The organism is Bacteroides propionicifaciens DSM 19291 = JCM 14649, from assembly GCF_000375405.1.
In the GTDB taxonomy this organism is placed as follows: domain Bacteria; phylum Bacteroidota; class Bacteroidia; order Bacteroidales; family Bacteroidaceae; genus Bacteroides_E; species Bacteroides_E propionicifaciens.
The window spans coordinates 69,289-93,054 of record NZ_AQWS01000001.1; the positions used below are offsets into that span (position 1 = coordinate 69,289).

12 protein-coding genes are annotated in these 23,766 nt (G+C 41.4%); 8 read left to right on the top strand and 4 right to left on the bottom strand.

Features of this window, described 5'->3' with window-relative positions; genetic code table 11:
- Positions 1-18: 18 nt before the first annotated feature.
- The 4 genes from B091_RS0100195 to B091_RS0100210 all read left to right on the top strand — a co-directional run bounded on the left by B091_RS0100195 (position 19) and on the right by B091_RS0100210 (position 6,602).
- On the top strand, positions 19-900 hold the full coding sequence (locus B091_RS0100195) for a discoidin domain-containing protein (protein ID WP_018107979.1): 882 nt from the start codon (positions 19-21) through the stop codon (positions 898-900).
- Between the two features lie 82 nt (positions 901-982).
- Entirely contained in the window at positions 983-2,974 is a 1,992-nt protein-coding gene (locus tag B091_RS0100200) for a family 43 glycosylhydrolase (RefSeq protein ID WP_025069305.1), read from the top strand.
- Between the two features lie 70 nt (positions 2,975-3,044).
- Entirely contained in the window at positions 3,045-5,543 is a 2,499-nt protein-coding gene (locus tag B091_RS0100205) for a glycoside hydrolase family 2 TIM barrel-domain containing protein (RefSeq protein ID WP_018107981.1), read from the top strand.
- Between the two features lie 9 nt (positions 5,544-5,552).
- Positions 5,553-6,602, top strand: a complete 1,050-nt coding sequence (locus B091_RS0100210) for a glycoside hydrolase family 43 protein (protein WP_018107982.1) — start codon at positions 5,553-5,555, stop codon at positions 6,600-6,602.
- A gap of 98 nt (positions 6,603-6,700) precedes the next feature.
- Here the strand turns inward: B091_RS0100210 and B091_RS0100215 are convergent, their stop codons facing one another.
- Positions 6,701-10,759, bottom strand: coding sequence for a hybrid sensor histidine kinase/response regulator transcription factor (locus B091_RS0100215; protein WP_162137962.1), 4,059 nt, complete (start codon positions 10,757-10,759; stop codon positions 6,701-6,703).
- A gap of 275 nt (positions 10,760-11,034) precedes the next feature.
- Here B091_RS0100215 and B091_RS0100220 point away from each other — a divergent pair, with 275 nt between their 5' ends.
- Genes B091_RS0100220 through B091_RS0100235 form a run of 4 tightly spaced genes read left to right on the top strand, consistent with a single transcriptional unit; the run spans position 11,035 to position 17,942 of the window.
- Positions 11,035-12,189, top strand: a complete 1,155-nt coding sequence (locus B091_RS0100220; protein WP_018107984.1) for a glycoside hydrolase family 88/105 protein — start codon at positions 11,035-11,037, stop codon at positions 12,187-12,189.
- 19 nt (positions 12,190-12,208) lie between these two features.
- Complete coding sequence (locus tag B091_RS0100225) at positions 12,209-13,459, top strand: DUF2264 domain-containing protein (RefSeq protein ID WP_018107985.1); 1,251 nt, start codon at positions 12,209-12,211, stop codon at positions 13,457-13,459.
- Positions 13,460-13,510: 51 nt separating this feature from the next.
- Positions 13,511-16,621, top strand: a complete 3,111-nt coding sequence (locus B091_RS0100230; RefSeq protein ID WP_018107986.1) for a glycoside hydrolase family 2 TIM barrel-domain containing protein — start codon at positions 13,511-13,513, stop codon at positions 16,619-16,621.
- Positions 16,622-16,643: 22 nt separating this feature from the next.
- The gene (locus B091_RS0100235) at positions 16,644-17,942 is read left to right on the top strand and encodes an alpha-l-rhamnosidase (RefSeq protein WP_025069307.1); all 1,299 of its coding nucleotides are present in this window, start codon (positions 16,644-16,646) and stop codon (positions 17,940-17,942) included.
- Between the two features lie 91 nt (positions 17,943-18,033).
- Here the strand turns inward: B091_RS0100235 and B091_RS0100240 are convergent, their stop codons facing one another.
- The 3 genes from B091_RS0100240 to B091_RS0100250 are packed head-to-tail and all read right to left on the bottom strand — an operon-like array spanning position 18,034 to position 23,668.
- Positions 18,034-18,711: a DUF3823 domain-containing protein gene (locus tag B091_RS0100240; protein WP_018107988.1), complete on the bottom strand. Its 678-nt coding sequence runs from the start codon at positions 18,709-18,711 to the stop codon at positions 18,034-18,036.
- Positions 18,712-18,716: 5 nt separating this feature from the next.
- Positions 18,717-20,549 (bottom strand): RagB/SusD family nutrient uptake outer membrane protein, encoded by a 1,833-nt coding sequence (locus tag B091_RS0100245; protein WP_018107989.1) that lies wholly within the window; start codon positions 20,547-20,549, stop codon positions 18,717-18,719.
- Between the two features lie 11 nt (positions 20,550-20,560).
- Entirely contained in the window at positions 20,561-23,668 is a 3,108-nt protein-coding gene (locus B091_RS0100250) for a SusC/RagA family TonB-linked outer membrane protein (protein ID WP_026166268.1), read from the bottom strand.
- Positions 23,669-23,766 lie beyond the last annotated feature (98 nt).

Consider the following 23,766-nt stretch of genomic DNA (forward strand, 5'->3'; position numbering starts at 1 on the left):
TATAAAAGAATTGAAATCATGAAACATATATATAAATATCTCCTCTTATTTCTCACTCTTGCTGTATTGAGCAGTTGTGGAGGAGATTATGACTCTTTCCTAGAAGAATATAAATATGAAGGAACACCTAGTCAAGTGAGTAATATTACTGCCGAGTCGTTACCTGGAGCTATCAAACTAAAATGGGATGTGCCTTCCGATTCTAACTATTATTTTGTGCAAATAAAATATTACGATCATTGGACAGGCGAAGATAAGGCAGCAATAGCAACTGCCAAAACAAATGAGCTGGTGATACCAAATACATTGGCAAAATTTGGGGAGTATAAATTCACTTTCCAGACCTTCAATGATAGAAAAGTGGGTAGCGAAATTCAGCATATCGAAGCCTTGTCAGGCAAAGCGCCTGTGCAAGAAAACATTCAAGCGACCAAGATAGATCTGAAAGCTGAAAATTTGAGCTCCAATGCTCAAGAGCCTAGCGAGGGGCACATCTCCAACCTGTTGGATGGCAACGGCAACACCTTCTTTCATACGCAATGGAGTGGGGGAGATAGTAGACCCGCTTTGCCACATTATATGGACATAAAATTGGACGAACCTCTATCAAATTTTAGATTCTATTATCTGAATAGAAATGGCTCCGAAGCAGCTCCCGAGCACGTAGATATCTTGGTGAGCAAGGATGGCAAGGAATGGACAGAATTGACGAAAATAACTGGAGGACTGCCATCGGGGTCGAGAGGCGAATACACCTCTGCAATTTTGCAATCCGAAACTCCTTTTAGCTATCTGCGCTGGTCTGTAACACAGGTTTATGGTATGAAGGGATATTGGAATATGGCAGAATTTGCTTTGTATGATATTCAAATAGAAATCATAGATCCCGAGCAAGATTAAGAGAGAAATAGTCCAACTAAATAATTTGAAAACCCAATAGCCTATAATGTAAAAGTTATAGGCTATTCAAATATTATTTTTCATGAAGAATATAAAAAACTCAATAGCCTTGTTTAGTCTCATCTTGTTGACTACCATGTGCTCTAGCAAAGGCAACGAGCAAACGGCGCATCAGGTAGGCTATAATAAATATAGCTCAATCAGTCCAGGCGAATTGTGGCTTGATAACGAAGGCAATCACATCAATGCACATGGTGGAGGTATGCTTTATCACAATGGCACTTACTATTGGTTTGGCGAACACAAGGGAGAAGACACCAATTCTGCTATGGTGGGCGTAATGTGCTATTCGTCGCAAGACCTCTACAATTGGACAAATCGTGGAGTGGCACTCGCTGTAATAGATGATGATAGTAGCGCCATAGCCAAAGGCTCCATAATAGAACGGCCAAAGGTTATTTACAATGAAAAGACAAAGAAATTTGTAATGTATTTTCATAACGAAATAAAAGGTCGTGGATATGGTGCAGCCCATGTTGGCATTGCCGTTAGCGACAAGGTGGATGGGCCCTACAAGCTAATAAGTTCATCAAGAGTGAATGCCGCTAAATGGCCTTTGAATATGGACGAAAATCAAAAATATGATGCCAAAGATGAAACCATTGGAGAACTAAAATGGTGGACTCCCGAATGGTATAAAGAGTTGAGAAATGGGCGTTTGGTGCGCAAAGACTTTGCGCAAGGACAAATGTCTCGCGATATGACGCTCTATGTAGATGAGGATGGAAAAGCATACCACATCTATTCGTCCGAAGAAAACTTGACTTTGCATATTGCCGAACTCACCGACGACTATTTGTCGCACACAGGTAAATACATAAGAATTGCACCAGGAGGGCATAACGAAGCTCCAGCAATATTCAAAAAAGAAGGACTCTATTATATGATAACTTCGGGTTGCACAGGATGGGATCCTAATGCGGCTCGCCTCTTTGTGTCGGATAATATGATGGGCAATTGGAAAGAATATCCTAATCCGTGCGTGGGTGCAGATGCAGAACTAACTTTCCACTCTCAAAGTACATTCATCATTGGCATACAAGGCAAAAAAGATGCTTATATTTATATGGGTGATAGATGGAGACCAAAGCATCCGATAGATGGGCGATATGTATGGCTACCTATTTTGTTCGAAAAAGGATTACCTGTTTTGAAGTGGGTGGACGAATGGGATTTGTCCATTTTTGACGACCTATCACCTACAACAGAAGAGCCTAAAGATAAGAGAGGTTGGACACTAATTTGGAGCGATGAATTCAATAATACTGGTAGACCCAATCCCGCAGTATGGGGTTTTGAAGAAGGCTTTGCCCGAAACGAAGAATTTCAATGGTATCAATCTGATAATGCACTTTGCGAAAATGGAGTACTAACAATCACAGGGCGTAGAGAACACGTTATCAACCCCAACTTTGTAGCAGATAGCAAAGACTGGAGACGAAATCGAGTAGAAGCCAAATATACCTCGTCATCTATGCGAACAATGGGTAAAAAAGAATTCAAATATGGACGATTCGAAATCAGAGCCAAAATTCCAACTGCTACAGGTTCTTGGCCAGCTATCTGGACATTGGGTGTAGATAAAGAATGGCCTTCGAATGGCGAAATAGACATCATGGAATATTATCAGATAGGAGGAAAGCCTCACATCCTTGCCAATCTGGCATGGGGTACCGATCGCAGATACAATGCAGCATGGAACACCAAAACTATTCCATTTGCAGAGTTTCTTGAAAAAGATCCTTTGTGGGCAAATAAATTTCATGTGTGGAGAATGGATTGGGACGAGGAGGCTGTTAGAATTTATATAGATGATAATTTGGTGAACGAAACTCTTTTGGCTAATACAAAGAATGGTTCGCTCGGAAACTATGAAAATCCATTTCATCAACCCCATTATATTCTACTCAATTTAGCTATTGGCGGACAAAATGGTGGCATCCCCGATGATGCAGCATTCCCACTCCAATACCAAGTAGATTATGTGCGAGTGTATAGCAAGGACGTAAAATAAGAATATAAATAAAAACCTCAATGTTAGTCTATTATTTACTAATATTGAGGTTAAACTAAGCAATTGAAGTATGAAAAAATTAAGAGGATTAATGCTATTTATTGTCTCCCTGATTTTGTTGCCAGCTATGGCGCAAGTATCGTTTGGCGAGCCAGTAAATATCAACACAGATTGGAAGTTTGTTCTTCGAGATGTAGAGAACGGACAAAAAACAGACCTGAACGATAAGCGTTGGCAAAAAGTAGATCTACCACACGACTGGAGCGTAAAAGGACAGCTTAGCCCATCGCTTGCTAGTTGTACAGGATACCTCCCAGGAGGGATGGGTTGGTATAGGAAGAATATTGAAATACCAGCTGACAAGACAGGCGAAAAAGTGTATCTATATTTCGAAGGAGTGTACAATCGCAGCGAAGTATTCATCAACGGACAGTCATTGGGCAAACGTCCCAACGGCTACATTTCGTTCATGTATGATGCCACACCCTATGTGAAATATGGTGAAGAAAACGTGATAGCCGTAAAAGTAGATCACACACAATCTAGCGATTCTAGATGGTACACAGGTTCGGGAATCTATCGCGATGTGTGGATGGTATTTGCCAATCCTACGCATATTGCACAATGGGGCGTATTCGCCTATCCAGAGGTAAAAGGAAACAAGGGCACATTACACATCGAAGTTGAGGTAGAGAACGATGCAGCCAACAATGAGCAACTAAGCATCGTCAACGAATTGCTTGCAGCAGATGGAAAAGTGGTGGCTAAGAAATCTCAAAATATAACTATCAAGTCCAAAACTTCTGAGAAACTGAATACAGCTATCAATGTAAACAAACCAGAGCTTTGGAGCTTAGATAATCCTGCTTTATACACCTTGCAAACAACAGTGTTGAAGGGAGGAAAAGTAATAGACAAAACAACTACTCAAACAGGTTTCCGCAACTTTGTTTTCGATGCCAACAAAGGTTTTTCATTGAATGGCGAATCTATGAAAATGAAGGGAGTATGCTTGCACCACGATGCAGGAGTACTAGGTTCGGCAGTGCCAAAAGATGTTTGGAAAAGACGTTTGCTCACACTCAAAGAATTGGGTGTGAATGCAATCCGCACAAGCCACAATCCGCAAGCTCCACATTTGTATGAATTGTGCGATGAAATCGGGCTTTTGGTCTTGAATGAAGCTTACGACGAATGGGAATTTGCCAAAAGAAAATGGCTGGAAGGTTGGAATGTGGGTACTCCAGGTTTCCAAGGTACGTACGATATTTTCAAAGATTGGGGCGAAAAAGACCTGAAGGATATGGTGTTGAGAGACAGAAACCATGTTTCGATATTTGCATGGAGTATTGGTAATGAAGTTGATTATCCAAATGATCCATATTCTCACCCTGTTTTGGACGGAACGGGCGAGGGTGGATTTACTCAACCCATATTTGGAGGGTACAAAAAAGATGCTCCCGATGCTATGCGTTTGGGCGATATTGCTAAGCGTTTGGCAAAGGTGGTGAGAGCTAATGACAAGTACAGACCCGTAACAGCTGGTCTAGCAGGTGTAGCCATGTCTAACGAAACCGAATATCCTGGGGCGCTAGATATTGCTGGGTACAACTACACAGAAGGTCGATACGATGAAGACCACAAAAAATATCCAAACAGAATAATCTACGGAAGCGAAAACAGACACGAGCGCAAAGAGTGGCAAGCCGTAACCGATAGAGATTTTATTTTCGGACAATTTCTTTGGACAGGAATCGACTATTTGGGTGAGTCAGGTAGTTGGCCATCAAGAGGATTCTACTCTGGATTGTTAGATTTTGGAGGCTTTATAAAACCTCGTGGATATTTCCGCCAATCGCTTTGGAGCAGCAAACCAATGGCTTACTTGGGCACTTACCCTACTCCTGGCAAGGGTAGCAAATCGCAAATGAAAGATGTGTGGTCGCAGTTGAATGCCAAAGAAGATGGTAGCAACTATGAAGAAAAAACTCCATCTATGGACGCATGGCCTATCTGGAACTATGCGGCTGGACAATCTATTCGTGTGGTGTGCTATACCAATGCAGAGAAAGCACAATTGCAGCTCAATGGCAAAGTTGTAGGACAAATGACCGATTACAATACAAATAGTGGAATCATTCATTGGGATATTCCGTATGAAAATGGTACATTGGAAGTCGTAGGATTTGATGCCAAAGGAAATGAAATAACACGCAATTCTATTCAATCTTCGGGGCAACCATATGCTTTAAGAATAGAGTCAAAAGAGGTTACTGTTTGCAAAAATAGTGGTGTGGCTCAGATTGTTGTGCAAGTAGTGGACGAGAAGGGTGTGCCTGTTATGTTGTCGGACAATGAGGTTACTTGCGAATTGATTGGTCCTGCTAAGTTCTTGGGACTAGAGGCGGGCAACAACGAAGATATGACAGACTATACTGACAATGTGCACCGAGTTTATCATGGGCGTATTTTGGCTTATGTGCAAACAAAAGGTGAAGAAGGAGAATTGAAAGTTCGTTTTACATCGCCATGGCTCAAATCGGTGGAAACAACTATTGAAATCAAATAATTTATAACTATGAAAAAAAGTTTTACGTTTAGCATTATTGCTTTAGTGCTAGTATTGTTTAGCTGTGGAGAGAAAAAAACAAGCTCGCAAGCATCTTCAACAGAGCCATTTATAGAATCGGGTGCGATATGGCTCGATACAGATGGCAATCAGATAAATGCGCATGGCGGTGGAATCATGTATCACGAGGGCACGTACTATTGGTATGGCGAATATAAAGGCGATTCTACGTATTGGAATCCCAAAGTTCCCAACTGGGAATGCTATCGTACAGAGGCTGGAGGAGTGTCGTGCTATTCTTCTACCGACCTTACCAATTGGAAGTTTGAAGGAGTGGTTTTGAAACCCGATTTGGAGAACGAAGATTCGGAGCTGCATCCATCCAATGTGCTAGAGCGCCCTAAAGTAATCTACAACGACCAAACCAAGAAGTTTGTGCTTTGGCTACATGTAGATAGTCATAACTATGGCAAGGCTGCGGCAGGTGTTGCAGTATGCGATACGCCTAATGGAAACTTTGAATACCTAGGCTCTATGCGCCCTAATGAGGCAATGAGTAGAGATATGACACTCTTCAAAGATGATGATGGAAAAGCGTATCATGTGTATTCATCCGAAGAGAATAGAACGCTATATATAAGCCTGTTAACGGATGATTATTTGAAACCAACAGGAACTTTTACTCGCAACTTTGTTGACAAATCGAGAGAGGCACCAGCGGTATTCAAAAAAGATGGCAAGTATTATATCCTTTCATCGGGCTGTACTGCTTGGGATCCTAATCAAGCAGAATATGCTGTGGCAGACTCTATGCTTGGCGAATGGACGGTGATGGGCGACCCTTGCAGTGGCAAAGATGCTCACATTACATTCTATGGACAAAGCACTCATGTACTGCCTATTGCGGGCAAAGATGGAGCATACATGGCTATGTTTGACAAGTGGAATAAAACGGACTTGATAGACTCAAGATATATTTGGTTACCAATTGAATTTAAGGCTGATAACAAGATAGATATCGCTTGGCAAGATAAATGGCAAGTGAGTCAAGTCTTTTGATTTAGAGGTCGCGGAATTCAATAATTTTTTCAGATGACGAAGTAGAGGCAGTATTAAACTGCCTCTACTTTTTTTATGATATTTATTTATTATTCGTCTTAGTTCTGTGCCTTTTGATATTCCGTTGGAGTCATTTCAAACTCGTTTCTGAAGCAGGTAGAAAAATAGCGAGGGTCTGTAAAACCTACCGAGTATGCCACCTCCGAAATAGAGATACTTGGGTCTTTCAGCATTTGGCAAGCATGCTTCAGCCTAATGTTTCGGATGAACTCGTTGGGAGACAAACTCGTCATTGTTTTCAACTTTCTATACAGCGATGACTTAGAAAGATTGAGAAGCGTAGAGTAAGTATCTATGTTGAAATCGGAATCAGACAGATTGTTCTCTATAATCTTTACAGCATCGGTCAAAAACTGCTCATCCAGCGAAGGATATCCCAACGTCTCTATCTTTATTTCTCTATTTGCCTTAAACTCTTGTTGCTTTTGTTTCTTCTTATTCAGTAGATTACTAATTCGGGCAACCAAGACTTTCATATCAAATGGCTTAGAAATATATCCATCCGTCCCTGCCTCATAACATTCTATACGATCTTCTACTCTGTTTTTGGCTGTCAATAAGAGGATAGATATGTGACTCGTCTCCAAGTCTCCTTTGATGGTTCTGCATAGTTCCAGTCCATCCATTTCGGGCATCATCACATCGCTTACAATAATGTCTATGTTGTTGTCTTTCACTATCTCTAGTGCCATTGCGCCATTGCTGGCTGTGTACACATTGTATTGTTTTTGCAGTATGTTTCGTATGGTGAATAGGATGTCCTCATTGTCTTCCACAATCAACACATTGACGCTATTGTCGGGCGAATAATGCTCTTGTTCCTCCATTATTTCATCCTCGTAGATAGTTTCTAATTCGTCGCTATCCAATATTGTTGGCAACGTATTCGTTATTTCTTGAGCTGAATATGCAGCCTTATCAATCGGAATTTCGATAGTAAATGTAGAGCCTTTGCCCAACTCGCTACTCACCAAAACTTGCCCATGATGTAGTTTTATTAAATCGTACGAAATGGAAAGTCCAATACCATTCGTATTATCTATCTTACTATTTTTGTTAGTATAGAATCTCTCAAAAACGCTCTGTTGCTCATCCACCGAAATACCCATCCCCGTGTCTGATACACTGATGCTTACATAGTCTGTCTCGAACTTGGTGTGAGTTTTAGCCACCACTTCTATGGTGCCCTCATTGGGTGTAAACTTGAAGGCATTGGAAATAATATTGTAGAGTGCTTTGTCTATTTTATCGGCATCAAAGTAAGCCTCAATCTGTTGAGGGATAGACTTGAATGTAAATTTTATCTTTTTCTTTTGTGCCAAAGGTGTAAAGTTGTTCAAGCAAATATCTTCTATAAATGAGCTCAAGTCTCCTTGCGCTATTTTTAGTTTCATGTTTCCACTTTCCACCTTCCTAAAATCGAGTACTTGTTGAAGAAGTCGTTTCAAGCGATCCACATTTATTCTCATTATCCCAAACTGGGGCGATCTGTTTTTTAGTCCCATTTCCAAATCATCTATTAGGCACGAAATGATGGTTAACGGAGTCAGAAAATCGTGCGAAATATTGGTAAAGTATTTTAGTTTTACCTGAGTCAGTTCTTCCGACTTCTCTTTTTCTATTTGCGCTATTTTCAATCTGTTTTTCAGCGTAAGCCTGTTTTTTGTAATCACCAAAGCGGTGTAAATAGCAAGCAAAATCAAGAGTGTGTAGATGAGGTATGCCCACCACGTTTCGTAGAAAGCAGGTTTTTTGTAGATGGCATAATTCGTAATGTCGCTTGTCCACAGCTTGTTTTCGTCTGTTGCCTTCACCATAAAGGTGTTGAGCCCCTTGTTCAGTTGGTTGTAGGTTGCAAATTGTCGGTCAGTATATACCCAGTCGTCATCTATGCCCTCCATTTTGTAGGCATACAATATCTTGCTTGGATATCTATAATCGAGCGACGAAAAGTCAATCTCTATGTTTTTGTCATTTGCCTCCACCTGAAGTGTTGCCCCCAAGTCTTTAGACTCGGTATTTAGTGAATTATTGATAATAGATTTTCCCGAAATCTTGATATCAGCAATCACTACATTTTTTGCTTTGTGTGGCTTGCTTGCCTCCAACGAAGCCGCAAACATATTGATACCTTTATTCCCTCCTAAAAAGAGAACATCAGTTTTTCTATTGTAATACAATGAGTTTTTGGAGAAAGAACTCACACACAATCCATCTGCCTGAGAATAGTCTCTCGATGCTCCATTCTGCGGATTATATTCTATAACCCTCTTGTTGGTGGTCACCCAAATGTTGTTGCTGTTGTCCTCCACAATGTTTTGTACAGCCTCATTAGCCAGCCTAATGCGTTGGGTATAATTCTCTAGTTTTTGAGTCTCTTGGTCAAAAACATACACCGCGCCTTCGCTAGTGCCAAACCATACTTGAGACTTGGTGTCAGCATAGATTGTAGTCACCTTGTTGCTCGATAGTTGTGTCTTTTCTTTGTTGTAGTTTTTGATGTCGTACTTTATTTTTCCGTTGGCAAGAACCTCCATTTCCACCTTATAGATGCCCGAGTTTTCTGTGCCCAACCATATTTTGCCTTGCACATCTTCGGTAATAGAACTGATGGCATACATGTTGATATCTACTAGTTCTATCTGCGTTCTGTTTTGCGGTTTTATGTAAACATTATTTGTGGTAACTATCCAAACATTATTTTTCGAATCTTCAAATATTTCTCTAATATTTCCTGCATTGGGATAGTTGTGGCGGAGGTCGTACCTTTCTTTTATTACTATTTGTTTCCCCTGCTTATTCACTACATATATTTCGGGCTGATTGTAATGTCCAAGCCACACATCTTTGCTATTTCTGATGCCACAGATACTAGATACGTACTTCAAGCCATCTCTGTCTCGCAATGTGCTGATTTCTTTATAGGTCAAAAACTCCTTCGATTCGGGATGATATAAACACAATCCGTATCTATTTTGATTGAACCATAATGTGCCCTCACCATCTTGATAGATGCTTGTAATATTAGGAATCAAGCCCAGTCTATTGTTTATTTGTTGCAGCTTGATGTCCGAGATTTGCGACTTATCGAAATTGATAGTGAATGCACCCTCTCCAAATGCGGCTATCCACAAGTCTCCACTTTGGTCTTTTACCAATTCGCTAAATATATTGTTCGTCCCTTTGAAGAGGTGCGATATATCTACCTGTTTTATTTCATTGTTCTCTGTTCTGCGCAAGGCATATACGCCCGAAAAAGTCATTAGCCAAATGTATCCATTGGTATCATCTTGCAAAATACTATAAAAAGTATCCTCACTTTCGCTCCCATCCCAGTTCATCACCTTCTGTGGAACATACATAGCCGATGGCGTTTGGTGCGGATAGAATTGATAAACGCCTTCGCCCCATGTACCCACCCAATATTGGTGCTGATTGTCTTGATAAATAGTAAAGGGATTGTTGTTGTTCCCTATTTTGGGATAGTGAATCACCTCTCCTTTTTTGGTGTATTTATGCAACCCACCTCCCCAAAATGTAATCCAGATATCTCCAAATTTATCTTCGTAGAGCGAGTTGATACCCGTAATAGGGAGCTTGCTATCTCTTGTAGATATTGGCTCAGCTTCTTGCAGTTTGGTATTGTATCGGTATAGGCGGTTGTCGGCAGCTATCCACACAGTGCTGTCGGAGGCTACAAGCATACTTTTGATATGCAGATTCTTGAAGTCTGGCATATCTAGCTGCTTTATCTGATATGTTTTTTTGTCCAGAATATTTATGCCATTTCTTGTTCCTATCCATATATTGCTGTCCATATCTTCGGCAATACAAGTAATTTCGTTACTGGTCAGTAGATTAGGGTTTTTAGTATCCGACCGAAAAACAAGAACCCGATAGGCATCATATCTACATAAGCCATCCAATGTTCCAAACCAAAGATAGCCTTCTCTATCTTGCAAAATGCGTTGCACAGAACTAGATGGAAATTGGTCGAGTGCCGAAAATTTGCTGACCGAAATATTTTGATGGATAGTAGATGCCCCCATACTCATAGATGCTAAAAGTAGAAGGAAGCCTGTGATTAGTTGTCTCATAATTATTTTCATCGTATTACCTTAGGTGTTGGCAATTTAGCAAAAAAACGAGAAATAGACTATTCCTTTATTCTCCTTTGCAAACTATAATTTCTCTAGCCAATGCCCTAGAGTCTTCGTTCTGATATACTTATATTCCGCTTCTCTTGTTTATAAATATTGCAGTGATGCTTTTTTATACATATCTGAACGAATAGTAGACATCTTGTGCTAATGAAATATCCACATTTGTTATAATCCAAGAATTTCGATTTATACAATTTTTTATAAACACCATGAAGTATTACAAACATTTAGTTGCTGGTCTTTTGTTGCTGGCTAGTATCTGTGGAGCTTGTACCTCCTCATCGAAAAAAACAGCCAATTCAGCCAATTCATCGGCAGAAAAGCAAGAAGTAGCAGCACTTATTAGCAAGGTCAACAACCATTGGCAAAACACACATCCCCAACACGAAAATTCCTTTTGGCACAGAGCCGCCTATCACACAGGAAACATGGCTGCCTACGAAGTAACCAAGAACGAGGAGTATCTAAACTACTCGAAAGCTTGGGCAGAACATAACAAGTGGATGGGAGCGCAAGAATTGGACAAAGCTAAATGGAAATATAGCTATGGCGAGAGTGACGAATTTGTCCTATTTGGCGATTTTCAAACTTGTTTTCAAGTATATATCGACCTCTACAACTTGGAGAAAGACGAAAAGAAAATAGCAAGAGCGCAAGAAGTAATGCTCTATCAGATGTCAACTCCTCAAAACGATTATTGGTGGTGGGCAGATGGCTTGTATATGGCTATGCCTGTGATGACAAAATTGTATAAGGTTTCGGGTAACGAGCAGTACTTGGACAAGCTGTATGAGTATTTTGCATTTGCAAGAGACTTGATGTACGATAGCGAGAGCCACCTCTTCTTTAGAGATGCCAAATATATTTATCCCGAACATACAACAAAAAGCGGTGCCAAAGATTTTTGGGCACGTGGCAACGGATGGGCATTTGCAGCATTTGCCAAAGTGCTAGAAGATTTGCCCCAAAACAATGCACACCGAGCAGAGTATATCCAAATTTATAAAGATATGGCTGAAGCTATCAAAAATAGTCAACAGGCCGATGGTTCGTGGTCGAGAAGTATGTTCGATATTGAGCAAGCACCAGGCCCCGAAACAAGTGGAACAGCATTTTTTGCCTACGGATTTTTGTGGGGAGTAAATAATAATATTTTCGACAAAGCTGACTATCAAGAGGTGATAGACAAAAGCTGGACATACCTCACCCAAACAGCTTTGCAAGAAGATGGTAGAGTAGGCTATGTGCAACCTATTGGCGAAAAAGCTATTCCTGGGCAAATCGTGGATGCCAATTCTACTGCCGACTTTGGTGTAGGAGCATTCCTATTGGCAGCTTCGGAAATGTGGAAATATGTAGATTGAAAAATAGAAGATAATTATTATGAAAAAAAGAATAACAACACTGCTACTTTCTCTTTTCTGCTTGCTTACTATCTCGGCACAAGGCAAGAAGAATGAAGGTGAAGCCGATAGAAAGTATTGGACAGACCTAGCCTACAAAATGACAGAGCCCGTTCTCAAACACATGAGCAAAGGCGAATTGTCTAAAAATATGAAAATAGAGTTCAGCCCCACATGGGATGGGCGAGACGAGCGTGTAACCTACATGGAGTGCTTTGGGCGACTGATGGCGGGCATTGCACCTTGGTTGGCTCTCCCTGACGATAATACGGCTGAAGGAAAACAACGCAAACAGTTGCGAGACTGGGCGCTCAAGAGTTATGCCAATGCAGTAGACCCCGATAGTCCCGACTACCTTTTGTGGCGAAACGAGGGGCAACCCTTGGTAGATGCTGCCTACATAGCCAATAGCTTTTTGCGAGCACCCGATGCCCTTTGGAAACCTTTGGATGAGAAAACAAAACAGCGTTACATCGAGGAGTTCAAACAATTGAGGCGAATAGATCCTCCGCATAGCAACTGGCTGCTTTTTTCGGCAATGGTAGAAACCTTCCTACTTTCGGTAGATGCCGATTGCGATTTCTATCGTATACATAGCGCCCTCCGCACCATCGAAGACTGGTATGTGGGCGATGGCTGGTATTCGGATGGACCTCATTTTACGTTCGACTATTACAACAGTTACGTCATTCAATCTATGTACGTAGAGGTGCTTGAAGTATTGGTGGACAGAAAAATAAGATTGCGAGACAAAAACTTGAAAATAGTAGAGGATAATCTTTCGGTAGCAAAAAAAAGAATGCAACGCTATGGGCAAATCCTCGAAAGATTGATTTCTCCCGAAGGTACTTTTCCTGCATTTGGTCGTTCTATGACCTATCGCATGGGAGTTTTTCAGCCACTAAGTCTTTTGGTATTGAACGAACAATTGCCCAAAGGTTTGTCCGAAGGGCAAGTGCGTAGTGCACTCACAGCTACCATGACTCGTATGTTTGCCAACGAAGGAAACTTTAATGAAAAAAATTACCTCAAACTAGGCTTTGTAGGCGACCAGCCACATCTAGCAGATTGGTATACCAACAATGGTAGCCTGTACCTTACCTCTCTTGTGTTTCTCGCTTTGGGTCTTCCTGCCGATCATTCTTTTTGGCAAGTACCAGCCGAAGATTGGACGCAAAAGAAAGCATGGTCGGGACAAGATTTTCCGAAAGATGGAGCAATACATTATTGAAATAAGGAAACTTAGAACTTATCTAATTAACCAATTCTAAAATAATAACTTATGAAAAACATTCTAACAACGTGTTTGTGCTTTTCTTTAGGAATTTCGTCCCTATGGGCGCAGAAGGAAAAGAAAAATGATTGGGAAAATCCTGAGGTTTTTGAAATCAATAAGGAGAAAACAAGAGCCACCTCTATCCCATATCCTAGCCAACATTTGGCACAGTTCGACGATTATGAAAAATCGCCCTACTATCAATCATTGAATGGTGTATGGGATTTTAAGTGGTATGCACGAGTATTTGATATTCCACAAAACTTCTATCAAGAAAAATTTAATGTATCCAATTGGGACAAAATGCCTGTTCCTGGCAATTGGGAATTCAATGGCTATGGCATTCCTATGTACGTTAACAATGGTTTTGGCTTTAGAGCAAAGCCACCCTATATCGACAAAGAAGATTCGCCAACGGGCTTGTATCGTCAGCATTTTCAACTACCCGAAAACTGGGATGGAAGAAGAGTTTATCTGCATTTTGAAGGAGCCACTAACTCTATGTATGTGTGGATAAATGGCGAAAAAGTAGGCTATACGCAAAATGCCAAAAGTCCAGCCGAATTTGATATCACGCCTTACATTCGCAAGGGGCAAAACTTATTGGCTTGCGAGGTGCACAAGTTTAGTGATGGTTCGTATCTCGAAGACCAAGATATGTGGCGACTAGGGGGCATCAATCGCAATGTGTATTTATACAGTACGGCTCAAACTCGTATTCAAGACTTTTTTGCACACCCCGATTTGGATGCAAATTATCGCAATGGAGTATTCAGCATAGATGTTAAACTCAACAATTATACAGCTGCAAACGAAAGACAACAAGTGGAGGTTACAATCTTGGACGAAGATGGAAAATCGGTATTCTCGAAAACAGAAACTACTAATTTGGCAGCAAAAAAAACGACCGATATTGTACTAAAAGGCAATGTAAACAACCCTAAAAAATGGACTGCCGAAACCCCAAATCTCTACACGCTTATTCTCAACCTAAAGGATGGCAATGGCAAACTTATTGAATCTACATCGTCTAAAATTGGTTTCAGAAAAGTGGAAATTAAGGACGGACAATTCTTGGTGAATGGCAAAAAGGTGATGATAAAAGGGGTTAATCTCCATGAGTTCAATACCAATACGGGGCAAGTTGTGAATCGTGATATTATGATGCGCAATATCAGACTGATGAAAGAGCTGAACATCAATGCTGTACGCACTTCGCACTATCCTCAACCACCCCTTTGGTACAAATTGTGCGACGAGTACGGTTTCTATTTAGTAGATGAGGCAAACTTAGAATCGCATGGCTTGGGCTATGGACCCGACAACGTGTCCAATTTCCCAGAGTGGCATGGTCAACACATGGATAGAATTTATAGGTTGATAGAAAGAGACAAAAATCATGCGTCGGTAGTTACTTGGTCGTTGGGCAACGAGGCTAGCAATGGCAAGGCATTTTTCGATATGTATGATTGGGCAAAAGACAGAGACCCTAGTCGCCCTACGCAATATGAGCAAGCCTATCAGCAGCACCGCAACTCGGATATTATTTGTCATATGTATCCAGGTTGGGAACACATGAAACGTGATGCAGCCAAGGATTTGGGTAGACCCTACATCATGTGCGAATATGCTCACGCTATGGGAAATAGCATGGGTAACTTTCAAGAATATTGGGACTTGATGCGTAGTAGCAAAAATATGCAAGGTGGTTTTATTTGGGAGTGGTACAATCACGGCTATCCAACTGCCGATGAGCAAGGGCGTTTCTATTGGGCATACGGTGGCGACCTGAAAGGGTATGACCACATGAATCAAGGTAACTTTTGTATGGATGGAATTATTAGTCCCGACCAAAATTATGTGCCACATACGCATATTGTGAAAAAAGTGTATCAAAACATTCTTTTCGAAGCCAAAGATTTAGCAAATGGTTGGATAACAATAATCAACGATTACAAATTTACAAACCTTACGCATCAAAATTATACCTACAAATGGAACTTGTTGAAAAATGGTGAGTCCATTGCACAAGGCACTTTCGATGCCGAGGTAGATGCTGATAGCAGCAAGGATATACAATTGAGCTTGCCAACATTGACGCACGAAGCAGGTACAGAATATTACTTGCAAGTGTTTGCCTACACCAACGAAAATGGGGCAATCTTGGAAGCAAACTTCGAAGTAGCTAAAGAAGAATTTGCATTCGATGGCAATAATTTCTTTGTAGAAAAAGAACGTAAAGGAAGCCTTAAAGTAAATAAGGAAGAAGATAAATTGACAGTGTCTCATAACAAACTAAGCTATGAGTTTTCGCTGAAAGATGGCAGAAGTCTCTTGAGCATGAAAAATGACAATCGCAATGTATTCAACAGCCTTCCTCGCCTCAACTTTTGGAGAGCGCTCACCGATAATGACTTTGGAGCATGGGCACAATATAGCTTGAGATTGTGGGAGTCGGCAGGACACAATGTGATTTATTCTTTCAAAGGATTGGACGAAAAAAATGGGATGGCAAGTGTAAAATACGAAGCCAAGTTGAGAGGTATAGAGGCTAAAGTAGATTTAGTTTATACAGTCAACAAAGATGGCAGCCTGACTATTGATGCACATTACCAAGCATTGTCAGACGATTTGCCCGAACTGTTGAGATTTGGGATGATGATGTCTTTGCCAAAAACCAAGAACAACTTTAGTTGGTATGGACGTGGTCCGTGGGAAAACTATATAGATCGAAACAAAGACACCTTTATGGGAGTATGGAACGGACTCGTAGAAGATCAGGTATTTGCCTATTATCGTCCACAAGAAACGGGTAACAAAACCGATGTGCGCTGGCTCACCCTCACCGATGTGGATGGAGCGGGTGTGAAAGTGGAAGGAGCTCAAGAACTTTCGGTGAGTGCTATCAATTATTTGCCCGAAGACCTTGACCCAGGAATGATTAAAAAGCAACAGCATTGGTCGGATGTGAGTCCACGCAATGAGGTAATTCTATCTGTCGATTTGTTTCAGGCAGGTATGGCAGGGCTCAATTCGTGGGGAGCTAAACCATTGGACGAGTATAGATTCCACGGCAAAGAATATAAATATAGTTATACGATAAGTGTAATTGATTAATTAGATGACGAATAGAGATAATATGAGAAACAGGATAAAGTTATTTATTGTGCTTAGTAGTGTATTTGTTTCGCTTTCTACATATAGTCAGCGGATGGTTCCATTGGGTTTAGGATGGGCAAACAATTCGGTGAATACAACTATATTTAGAAAGAACTCTCTTGTTTCTCATAACTCTATTCAATTTGCAGCCTACTATGATACTGACGGTTATGTGGTGCTTGCCAAGCGAAATGTAAAAGACAAGGAGTGGCAAAAAGAACGCACACAATATACTGGAAATGTAAAAGATGCACATAATTCCATCAGCATTATGCTAGATGGTGATGGCTATCTGCATCTATCGTGGGATCATCATGGGCAGGCGCTCAATTATGCAAAAAGTATTGAACCCTATTCGCTAACAATGGGCGACAAGGAGATGATGACCACTATTTCGGAAGGCAATGTTACCTATCCCGAATTTTATAAAATGCCCAATGGCAATCTGATTTTCATTTATAGAGATGGTTCGTCGGGTAGGGGAAATTTAGTTCTCAATGCCTACGATTTGCAAACAAGGGAGTGGACACAAGTTCAAAATAACTTGATAGACGGAGAAAATGCACGCAATGCTTATTGGCAATGCTATGTAGACAAACAGGGTACAATACACCTATCGTGGGTATGGCGAGAGTCGTGGCTGGTAGAAACTAATCACGATATGTGCTATGCTAGGTCGAGGGATGGGGGAGCGACTTGGACAAACTCTAAGGATGAACTCTACGAAACACCAATCACCCTTGTATCTGCCGAATATGCAGCTCGTATAGAGCAAGATAGCGAACTCATCAACCAAACGTCTATGACAACCGATGCTAAGGGAAATCCATATATTGCAACTTATTGGAGCAATAAAGAAACGGGTATTCCTCAGTATCATATTGTGTACAACGATGGAAAAGAGTGGAATACATTGGCACTCAACTTTCGCCAAACTAGCTTTTCGCTCAAAGGGGGAGGCACAAAAAAGATTCCTATTTCTCGTCCCCAACTTGTATCTGCCAACAATGGCAAAAGTCTTTACCTTCTTTTCAGAGACGAAGAAAGAAACACGAAAGCATCTATGGCTATTTGCAAAAATATAAAGAAACCGAGATGGGAAATAAAAGATCTCACCGATTTTGAGCTTGGCTCGTGGGAGCCTAGTTTCGATACAGAATTGTGGAAAGAAAAACGCCTTCTTCACCTCTTTATACAAAGCACTACGCAAGTAGATGGAGAGGGACAAGCAGATGTAGAGCCTAGTATGGTCTATGTTTTGGAAGTAGATAAGTTTTGAAAATAGAATGTCTAGATAACAAAATAGGAGTATGAAAATAAAAGCGCCACAATCAATTAAGATTGTGGCGCTTTTATTTTCATACTATTTCTTATTTCAAACTAATTTTATGACTAGGTGAATAGCAATATTCGGACGAGGCATTCGATTGAGCTCCAATTCTCAGATACAAGTAATTTTCATTCTTCAAATGTTCTGGAATAGTAGCCGTAATAGTTACCTCCTTGCCATCCGTAATTTCGGAAAGGTTGACACCTATTTTCGCATCATTTCTGTTGTGATCGGTCAAGAAGCCTTTTCCAAAATAGATGTTTACTGCCGTCAGATTGGCACTATTGACCACCTTGTCAATCGTAAATGTAGCCTTGATGTTGTCACCGCTTTTTTCATACTTCTCATTCTTTATCGAGAAGTAGGGCGTTACCTCCACATCATAGTTGGTAGTGCCTTTTACATCCACTATAATGGTGTCGCTCAGTTGAGCCAGCCACGGCGCATCTGCCTTGCGCACAAGCTTATATTGCCCTTTGAATAGTCGTGCCGAGAAAGTGCCATCTTGCGCAATATAAACAGGGATAGCTTTTTTGAGGGCATATCCATCTTGCCACAATTCTAGGCGAGGCCCATTGGTGCGCACTCCCACAGCTTGTCCGTCATATACCACACTACCTTTGAGGGTAGAATCGGGTTCGTCAAAGTTATCGTATTGGCAAGCCGATAGTAGGGCGATGCAAATAGATAGAGCTAATAATATTTTTTTGTTTATCATAATATTTAATGGAATGGGTTTTTAACTAATTTCGGATTGTTGTTCAATACATCATCAGCAATGGATGAATAGTAATTGGCCATTCGGAAGAAACGTGGTTTCTTGAAGCGTGTAGGACGAATTTTGTTGTACAAAAATTTGCCATCATCAGCATGTCCAGCTCTCACTATTCTGTACGGATAGATACCATGCACCACTGCATCGGCATTGGTTTCTGTACCATCCCATACCAAGTGCGCTATTCTCCAACGTTTGAGGTCAAAGTAGCGGTGGTCTTCGAATGCTAGCTCCACTCTGCGCTCGTTTTGGATTTTCTCCAAGCTCAATGTTGTTAGGCTATTAGCTGCAAAACCTCCATGTACTTCGCGCAACTTGTTGATGTAACCTATTGCACTTGCATCATTCAATTCAAAGGCAGCTTCGGTAGCATTCAGATATATTTCGCCTAGTCGGAACCATGGCCACCAGTTGTCTGCCGCCGTTCCTCTCGAACTAGCTGCCACAGCATCGCTCACCATTTTGCGTAGGTAGAAACCCGTATTGCTCACATCTTGCGCATTGTCTCTAGGTCCGTCAAAGCCAGTCCACAGACCGCCATCGGTGTATCTGTCGCCCAAGTTTGCACCTGTTGTCAACACATATTTAGAGCCATCCCATTCTGCTACTCCAGCTTGAATATTTACGGCTGATCCTCTAAATGTTGTTCCTGCATAGATTACAGTTCCATAGAGGCGAGCGTCCTTGTTGTCAAAAATACCTGAGATAGAATTATAAACGATGTATTTGTTGTCTGCATCTTTATATTTCAATGCACCTTTTTCACCATTCAAGTAATCGAACGATTCCACCAAGCTAAGCGATGGGCTAATGGTAGAAGACGACTCATTGTCATCGGTCAAACTCTTCACAATGTTTTCGTACGAAAAGTGGTGAGTCTTGATACCCGATTTAAAGTCTTTGGCAAAAATAACTTCATCTGTTTTTTTGTTCAGCATTTCATAAAAGTTCTCGCCCTTGTCAGCATTCTTGCTATATAAATCGAATCTGCTGCTTGCTATAATTTCTTTAGAAGCCTCTAACGATTTTTTATAATAATCCGTAGCTTTTTCTACAGGTATGCCCACCTCTTGCCCCTCAAGCGCAATGGGAGTGGGGAGCAAACTGTTGTATTTGGCTGTAGATGCAGCGTAGAGCATAGCACGGCTTTCTAGGGCTAGTGCTGTGTAATAGTTTGCACGGGTTTGGCTAGTGTTATTATCCTTCAAATGTTCTTTCACAGCTTCTAGTTCTTCGTAGATAAAATCGTAGACCTCATGCTCCTTAGAACGTGCTACTTGCAGAGGACTAGGGTCGCCATTGCCCGAGTAAATCAACTGCGTGGTTACGATTGGTACTCCTCCCATGCGTTTCACCATTTCGAAATAGACAAATGCTCTGATGAATCTCAACTCTCCTTTGAAACGATTTTTTTGTTGCTCGGATAAGCTTACACTATAAGTATCAATGTTTTCGAGGGCAAGATTGATGTCTCGCACAAGCCCATAGTCCCAATATCTACCATAGTCATTTCCGTATTCAATTTCGTTTCTCCAGTTTTGGTCTCTATGTCCCGACCACATGGCATCGTCTATTTCGGTCATTCCACCTGTATAGAATACGCCATGTAGATGAGGTAGTCTGTCGTAGTAGTTTGCCAATAACGAAGTTATCAGTTTGGGATCGTTCCAAGTTTGTTCATCCGTAATAATGTTTTTCGGATCTTCTTTCAACCACTTGTTGTCGTTGCAGGCTGCAAGTGAGCAAGCGATGAGGATAAAAAGTAATATTTTATTTTTCATATGTTTAGCTCTTAAAAAGTAATGTTAAAACCTAGCAATACTGTACGTTGTTGTGGATACACTACTGCTGCTCTAGCTTCTATTTCGGGGTCTATCTCATATTTTCTCACATTGTCGAACGATAGAAGGTTAGACACATTCATATACACACGAACGTTTTGTGCATGGATAGCATTTTTGAGTAGACTAGGGAAGGTATATCCTACCTCCAAGTTCTTGACTCTCAGATAGCGCACATTGGTCAACCAAAAATCGCTATGACGTGCATTAGGTCCCGAGTTACCATTGCGAATGGCTGGATAGCGTCCAGGAATCCACTCACTATCTGGGTCGTATGGGTCGGCACGATGCCATCTATCTTCAAGCAGATAGGCAGGTGAGTTGCCGCCAGCATGGAAAGCATTTCGGAGTTCATAGTCTTGCACCCACGATTGCATAGCTCCACCAGCAAAGTCAATTGCCAAGTCGATGCCTTTCCAGCCTAGTCCGATATGTCCTCCAAAGGATAGAGCTGGTGCCCAACCTTCGCTATATCCAATAGGCACTTCGTCGAGTTCGTTGATGATGCCATCTCCACTTACGTCCTTGTAGATGAAGTCGCCAGGTAGTTGTGTTTTGTTATTTTGTCCGTCATTGTTGATGGTGTGGTTGTGTATTTGATCTTCCGATTCAAAACGTCCTACAACTTGGTATCCCCAAGATATTCCACCCCAACGATTTTCGGACGAACTTCTATATTCGTCCCACGAGTTTCCAAAACGTGGCTTGTAGGACTCAATATTTTTGTAGCGCGAATACGTAAAGTTACCACTCACCGTGTAGTTGAAATCTCCAGCCTTGTCGGTGTATGAGAGCATTCCCTCTACTCCACGATAGCCATTTTTGTTCAAGTTTTCGTTAGGAAGCGAGTATCCCACTTCGCTAGGTAGTAGCACGTCGTAGCGTCGTGCAGGTACCCCTGAACGAGTGATGCGGAAGGCATCTGCTGTCAGTTTTAGTTTTTCGTCGAAGAAAGAGGCATCAATACCAAAGTTTGTATTTCTATTGGTTACCCACGATAGATTGGTAACAGGTAGTCCACGAGGTCTTATGCCCGTTACGTATTCTCCATCTAGCACAGCTCCACCCTGATTCCAAGTGTAGCCACCTAGGTAGTCAAACATTCCCACACCTTGCTCTAGTCCTGTTTCGCCAATGGAGGCTCTAAGCTTCATGTCGCTAACAACGGTTTTGAGTGGTTCAAAGAAACTTTCGTCAGATATACGCCAAGCCAACGACCCTCCTGGGAAAAACCCAAATCGTTTCCCTCTAGCATAGAGGTACGAGCCATCATGCCTGCCCAATAATTCTAATAGATATTTGCCCTTGTAGTTGTAGTTTATTTTTCCAATATATCCCACACGAGCCTCATAGTTCCATCCATCTCCCATACCACTGATATCGTTGTATTCTAGGAGTGGCAAATAATCATTTGTAGGAATTGTACCTAGCCATAGATGGTCTTTGTTATACTTAGAACGTTCTAGAGCACCTAGCACTGAAAAATAGTGGTCGCCCAATTGTTTGGAATAATCCATTTGGAATTGTCCATATTTTGAAACCACCTCACGCTCTTCTTGTTGTCTCCAACGAGAAGTCAGCCCTCCAGTTTTGTTGTATGTGTCCGAGTTTTTGTCATACGTGTAGGCATCGTAAGTGTACTGGAAGCCATCAAACTTGCCATTGGTGTAGTTGTACGAAACCGTTCCTTTCATACGCAAGCCAAATTTAAACTTGTATTCGGCATACATATTGATGTTTGCATTTCTGTTCAAGTTATCTTTGTATCCAGCAATGTTTCTACGAAATAATGCAGGGTTGTATGCAATCTCTCTCGTATGATTTACATAGTCAGGATTGTCGTTTGCATAAGGTCCTACAGTTGGTATCATTTTGAACATTCCCAGAATTGCCGAAAAATAGCCATCACCTCCAGGTAGACCCACATCCTCTGTTTTTTCGTGTCGTCCGCTTAGTTGTGCTCCCACTGTTAAGCCGTTGAGAATAGTAGCCTCTAGGTTCAATTGAACATTGGTTCTGTCGTAGTTAAAGTCTTTCATCAAAGCCTCTTGACGAGTGTTGGATACCGAAAGATAGTAGTTAGAGTTCTTAGACCCTCCACTTACATTGGCATTGAGGTGATGTTGAGGAATATTTTTTCGCATCACTATGTCGTAGTAGTCATAGCTTTGGTATCCAGGCTCTGTGCCTGCTTGCCATTTGGCTAGTTCCTCTTTGGTGTATACAGACGAAGGGTCTTGTCCCTCGTTTTGTGCTGCTTCTACCAAGCCTCTAGTGTATTGTGCTGCATTGGCAAGTTTAGGAAATCTGGTTAGATTTTGCCATCCTATATATCCATTGATGTTGATGGTTGGTTTTCCTTCCTCCCCTTTTTTAGTAGTCACTAGTACTACTCCGTTAGATGCTCTCAATCCGTAGATAGCTGCTGAGGCATCTTTTAGGATAGAGATGCTTTCAATATCTTCGGGGTTCAACGTATTGAAGGCGTCTAGTCCACCCACTTCGGCAGAGCCTAGCCAGTTGCGTCCATCTGTACCACCATACGGAATGCCGTCGATGATGATGAGTGGATTACCCATATTTCTGACTTCCAATTGTGCCCCAAAACCTGGGCGTGCATTCTTGGAGCGTACCGAAATACCTGGTAGTTTACCTGCCAATGCTCCTGCCATGGTAGTAGACGCAGTACGGGTAATATCGTCTGACTTGATGTCGCTGACTGCACCAGTCACATTTCGTCTCGATTGTGTTCCGTATCCCACTACTACTATTTCGTCCAATACTTTAGAGTCTTCTTTGAGCGATATTAGTATCTCCGATTTGCCTTTCACAGCCACTCGTTGAGGAATGTAGCCAAGGTATGAGAACTCTAAGACAGCATCTTCGGGAACCTTGATTGCATAGTTTCCGTCCACATCAGTAATAGTGCCATTGGTGGTTGAGTTTTGCTCTTTCACAGTCACTCCCACTAGGGTCTGTAACGAGTTGTCAATCACTCTACCCGTAATAGATTTGGTTTGAGCATATATGCCCAAGTTAGACATCACAAGAAAAGCCATCAGTAAAAAGATTTTATAGGGAATCTTTTTTCTAAGTCCTTCCTTTTCATTTAATTGTGATTTAATTTTCATGATCAAATAGTTAGGTTAAACAAAAG

Bases quoted from the DNA above. Each gene is read 5' to 3' on its own strand.
- B091_RS0100195 (WP_018107979.1), top strand. From the start codon at position 19: ATGAAACATATATATAAATATCTCCTCTTATTTCTCACTCTTGCTGTA.
- B091_RS0100200 (WP_025069305.1), top strand. From the start codon at position 983: ATGAAGAATATAAAAAACTCAATAGCCTTGTTTAGTCTCATCTTGTTG.
- B091_RS0100205 (WP_018107981.1), top strand. From the start codon at position 3,045: ATGAAAAAATTAAGAGGATTAATGCTATTTATTGTCTCCCTGATTTTG.
- B091_RS0100210 (WP_018107982.1), top strand. From the start codon at position 5,553: ATGAAAAAAAGTTTTACGTTTAGCATTATTGCTTTAGTGCTAGTATTG.
- B091_RS0100215 (WP_162137962.1), bottom strand. From the start codon at position 10,759: ATGAGACAACTAATCACAGGCTTCCTTCTACTTTTAGCATCTATGAGT.
- B091_RS0100220 (WP_018107984.1), top strand. From the start codon at position 11,035: ATGAAGTATTACAAACATTTAGTTGCTGGTCTTTTGTTGCTGGCTAGT.
- B091_RS0100225 (WP_018107985.1), top strand. From the start codon at position 12,209: ATGAAAAAAAGAATAACAACACTGCTACTTTCTCTTTTCTGCTTGCTT.
- B091_RS0100230 (WP_018107986.1), top strand. From the start codon at position 13,511: ATGAAAAACATTCTAACAACGTGTTTGTGCTTTTCTTTAGGAATTTCG.
- B091_RS0100235 (WP_025069307.1), top strand. From the start codon at position 16,644: ATGAGAAACAGGATAAAGTTATTTATTGTGCTTAGTAGTGTATTTGTT.
- B091_RS0100240 (WP_018107988.1), bottom strand. From the start codon at position 18,711: ATGATAAACAAAAAAATATTATTAGCTCTATCTATTTGCATCGCCCTA.
- B091_RS0100245 (WP_018107989.1), bottom strand. From the start codon at position 20,549: ATGAAAAATAAAATATTACTTTTTATCCTCATCGCTTGCTCACTTGCA.
- B091_RS0100250 (WP_026166268.1), bottom strand. From the start codon at position 23,668: ATGGCTTTTCTTGTGATGTCTAACTTGGGCATATATGCTCAAACCAAA.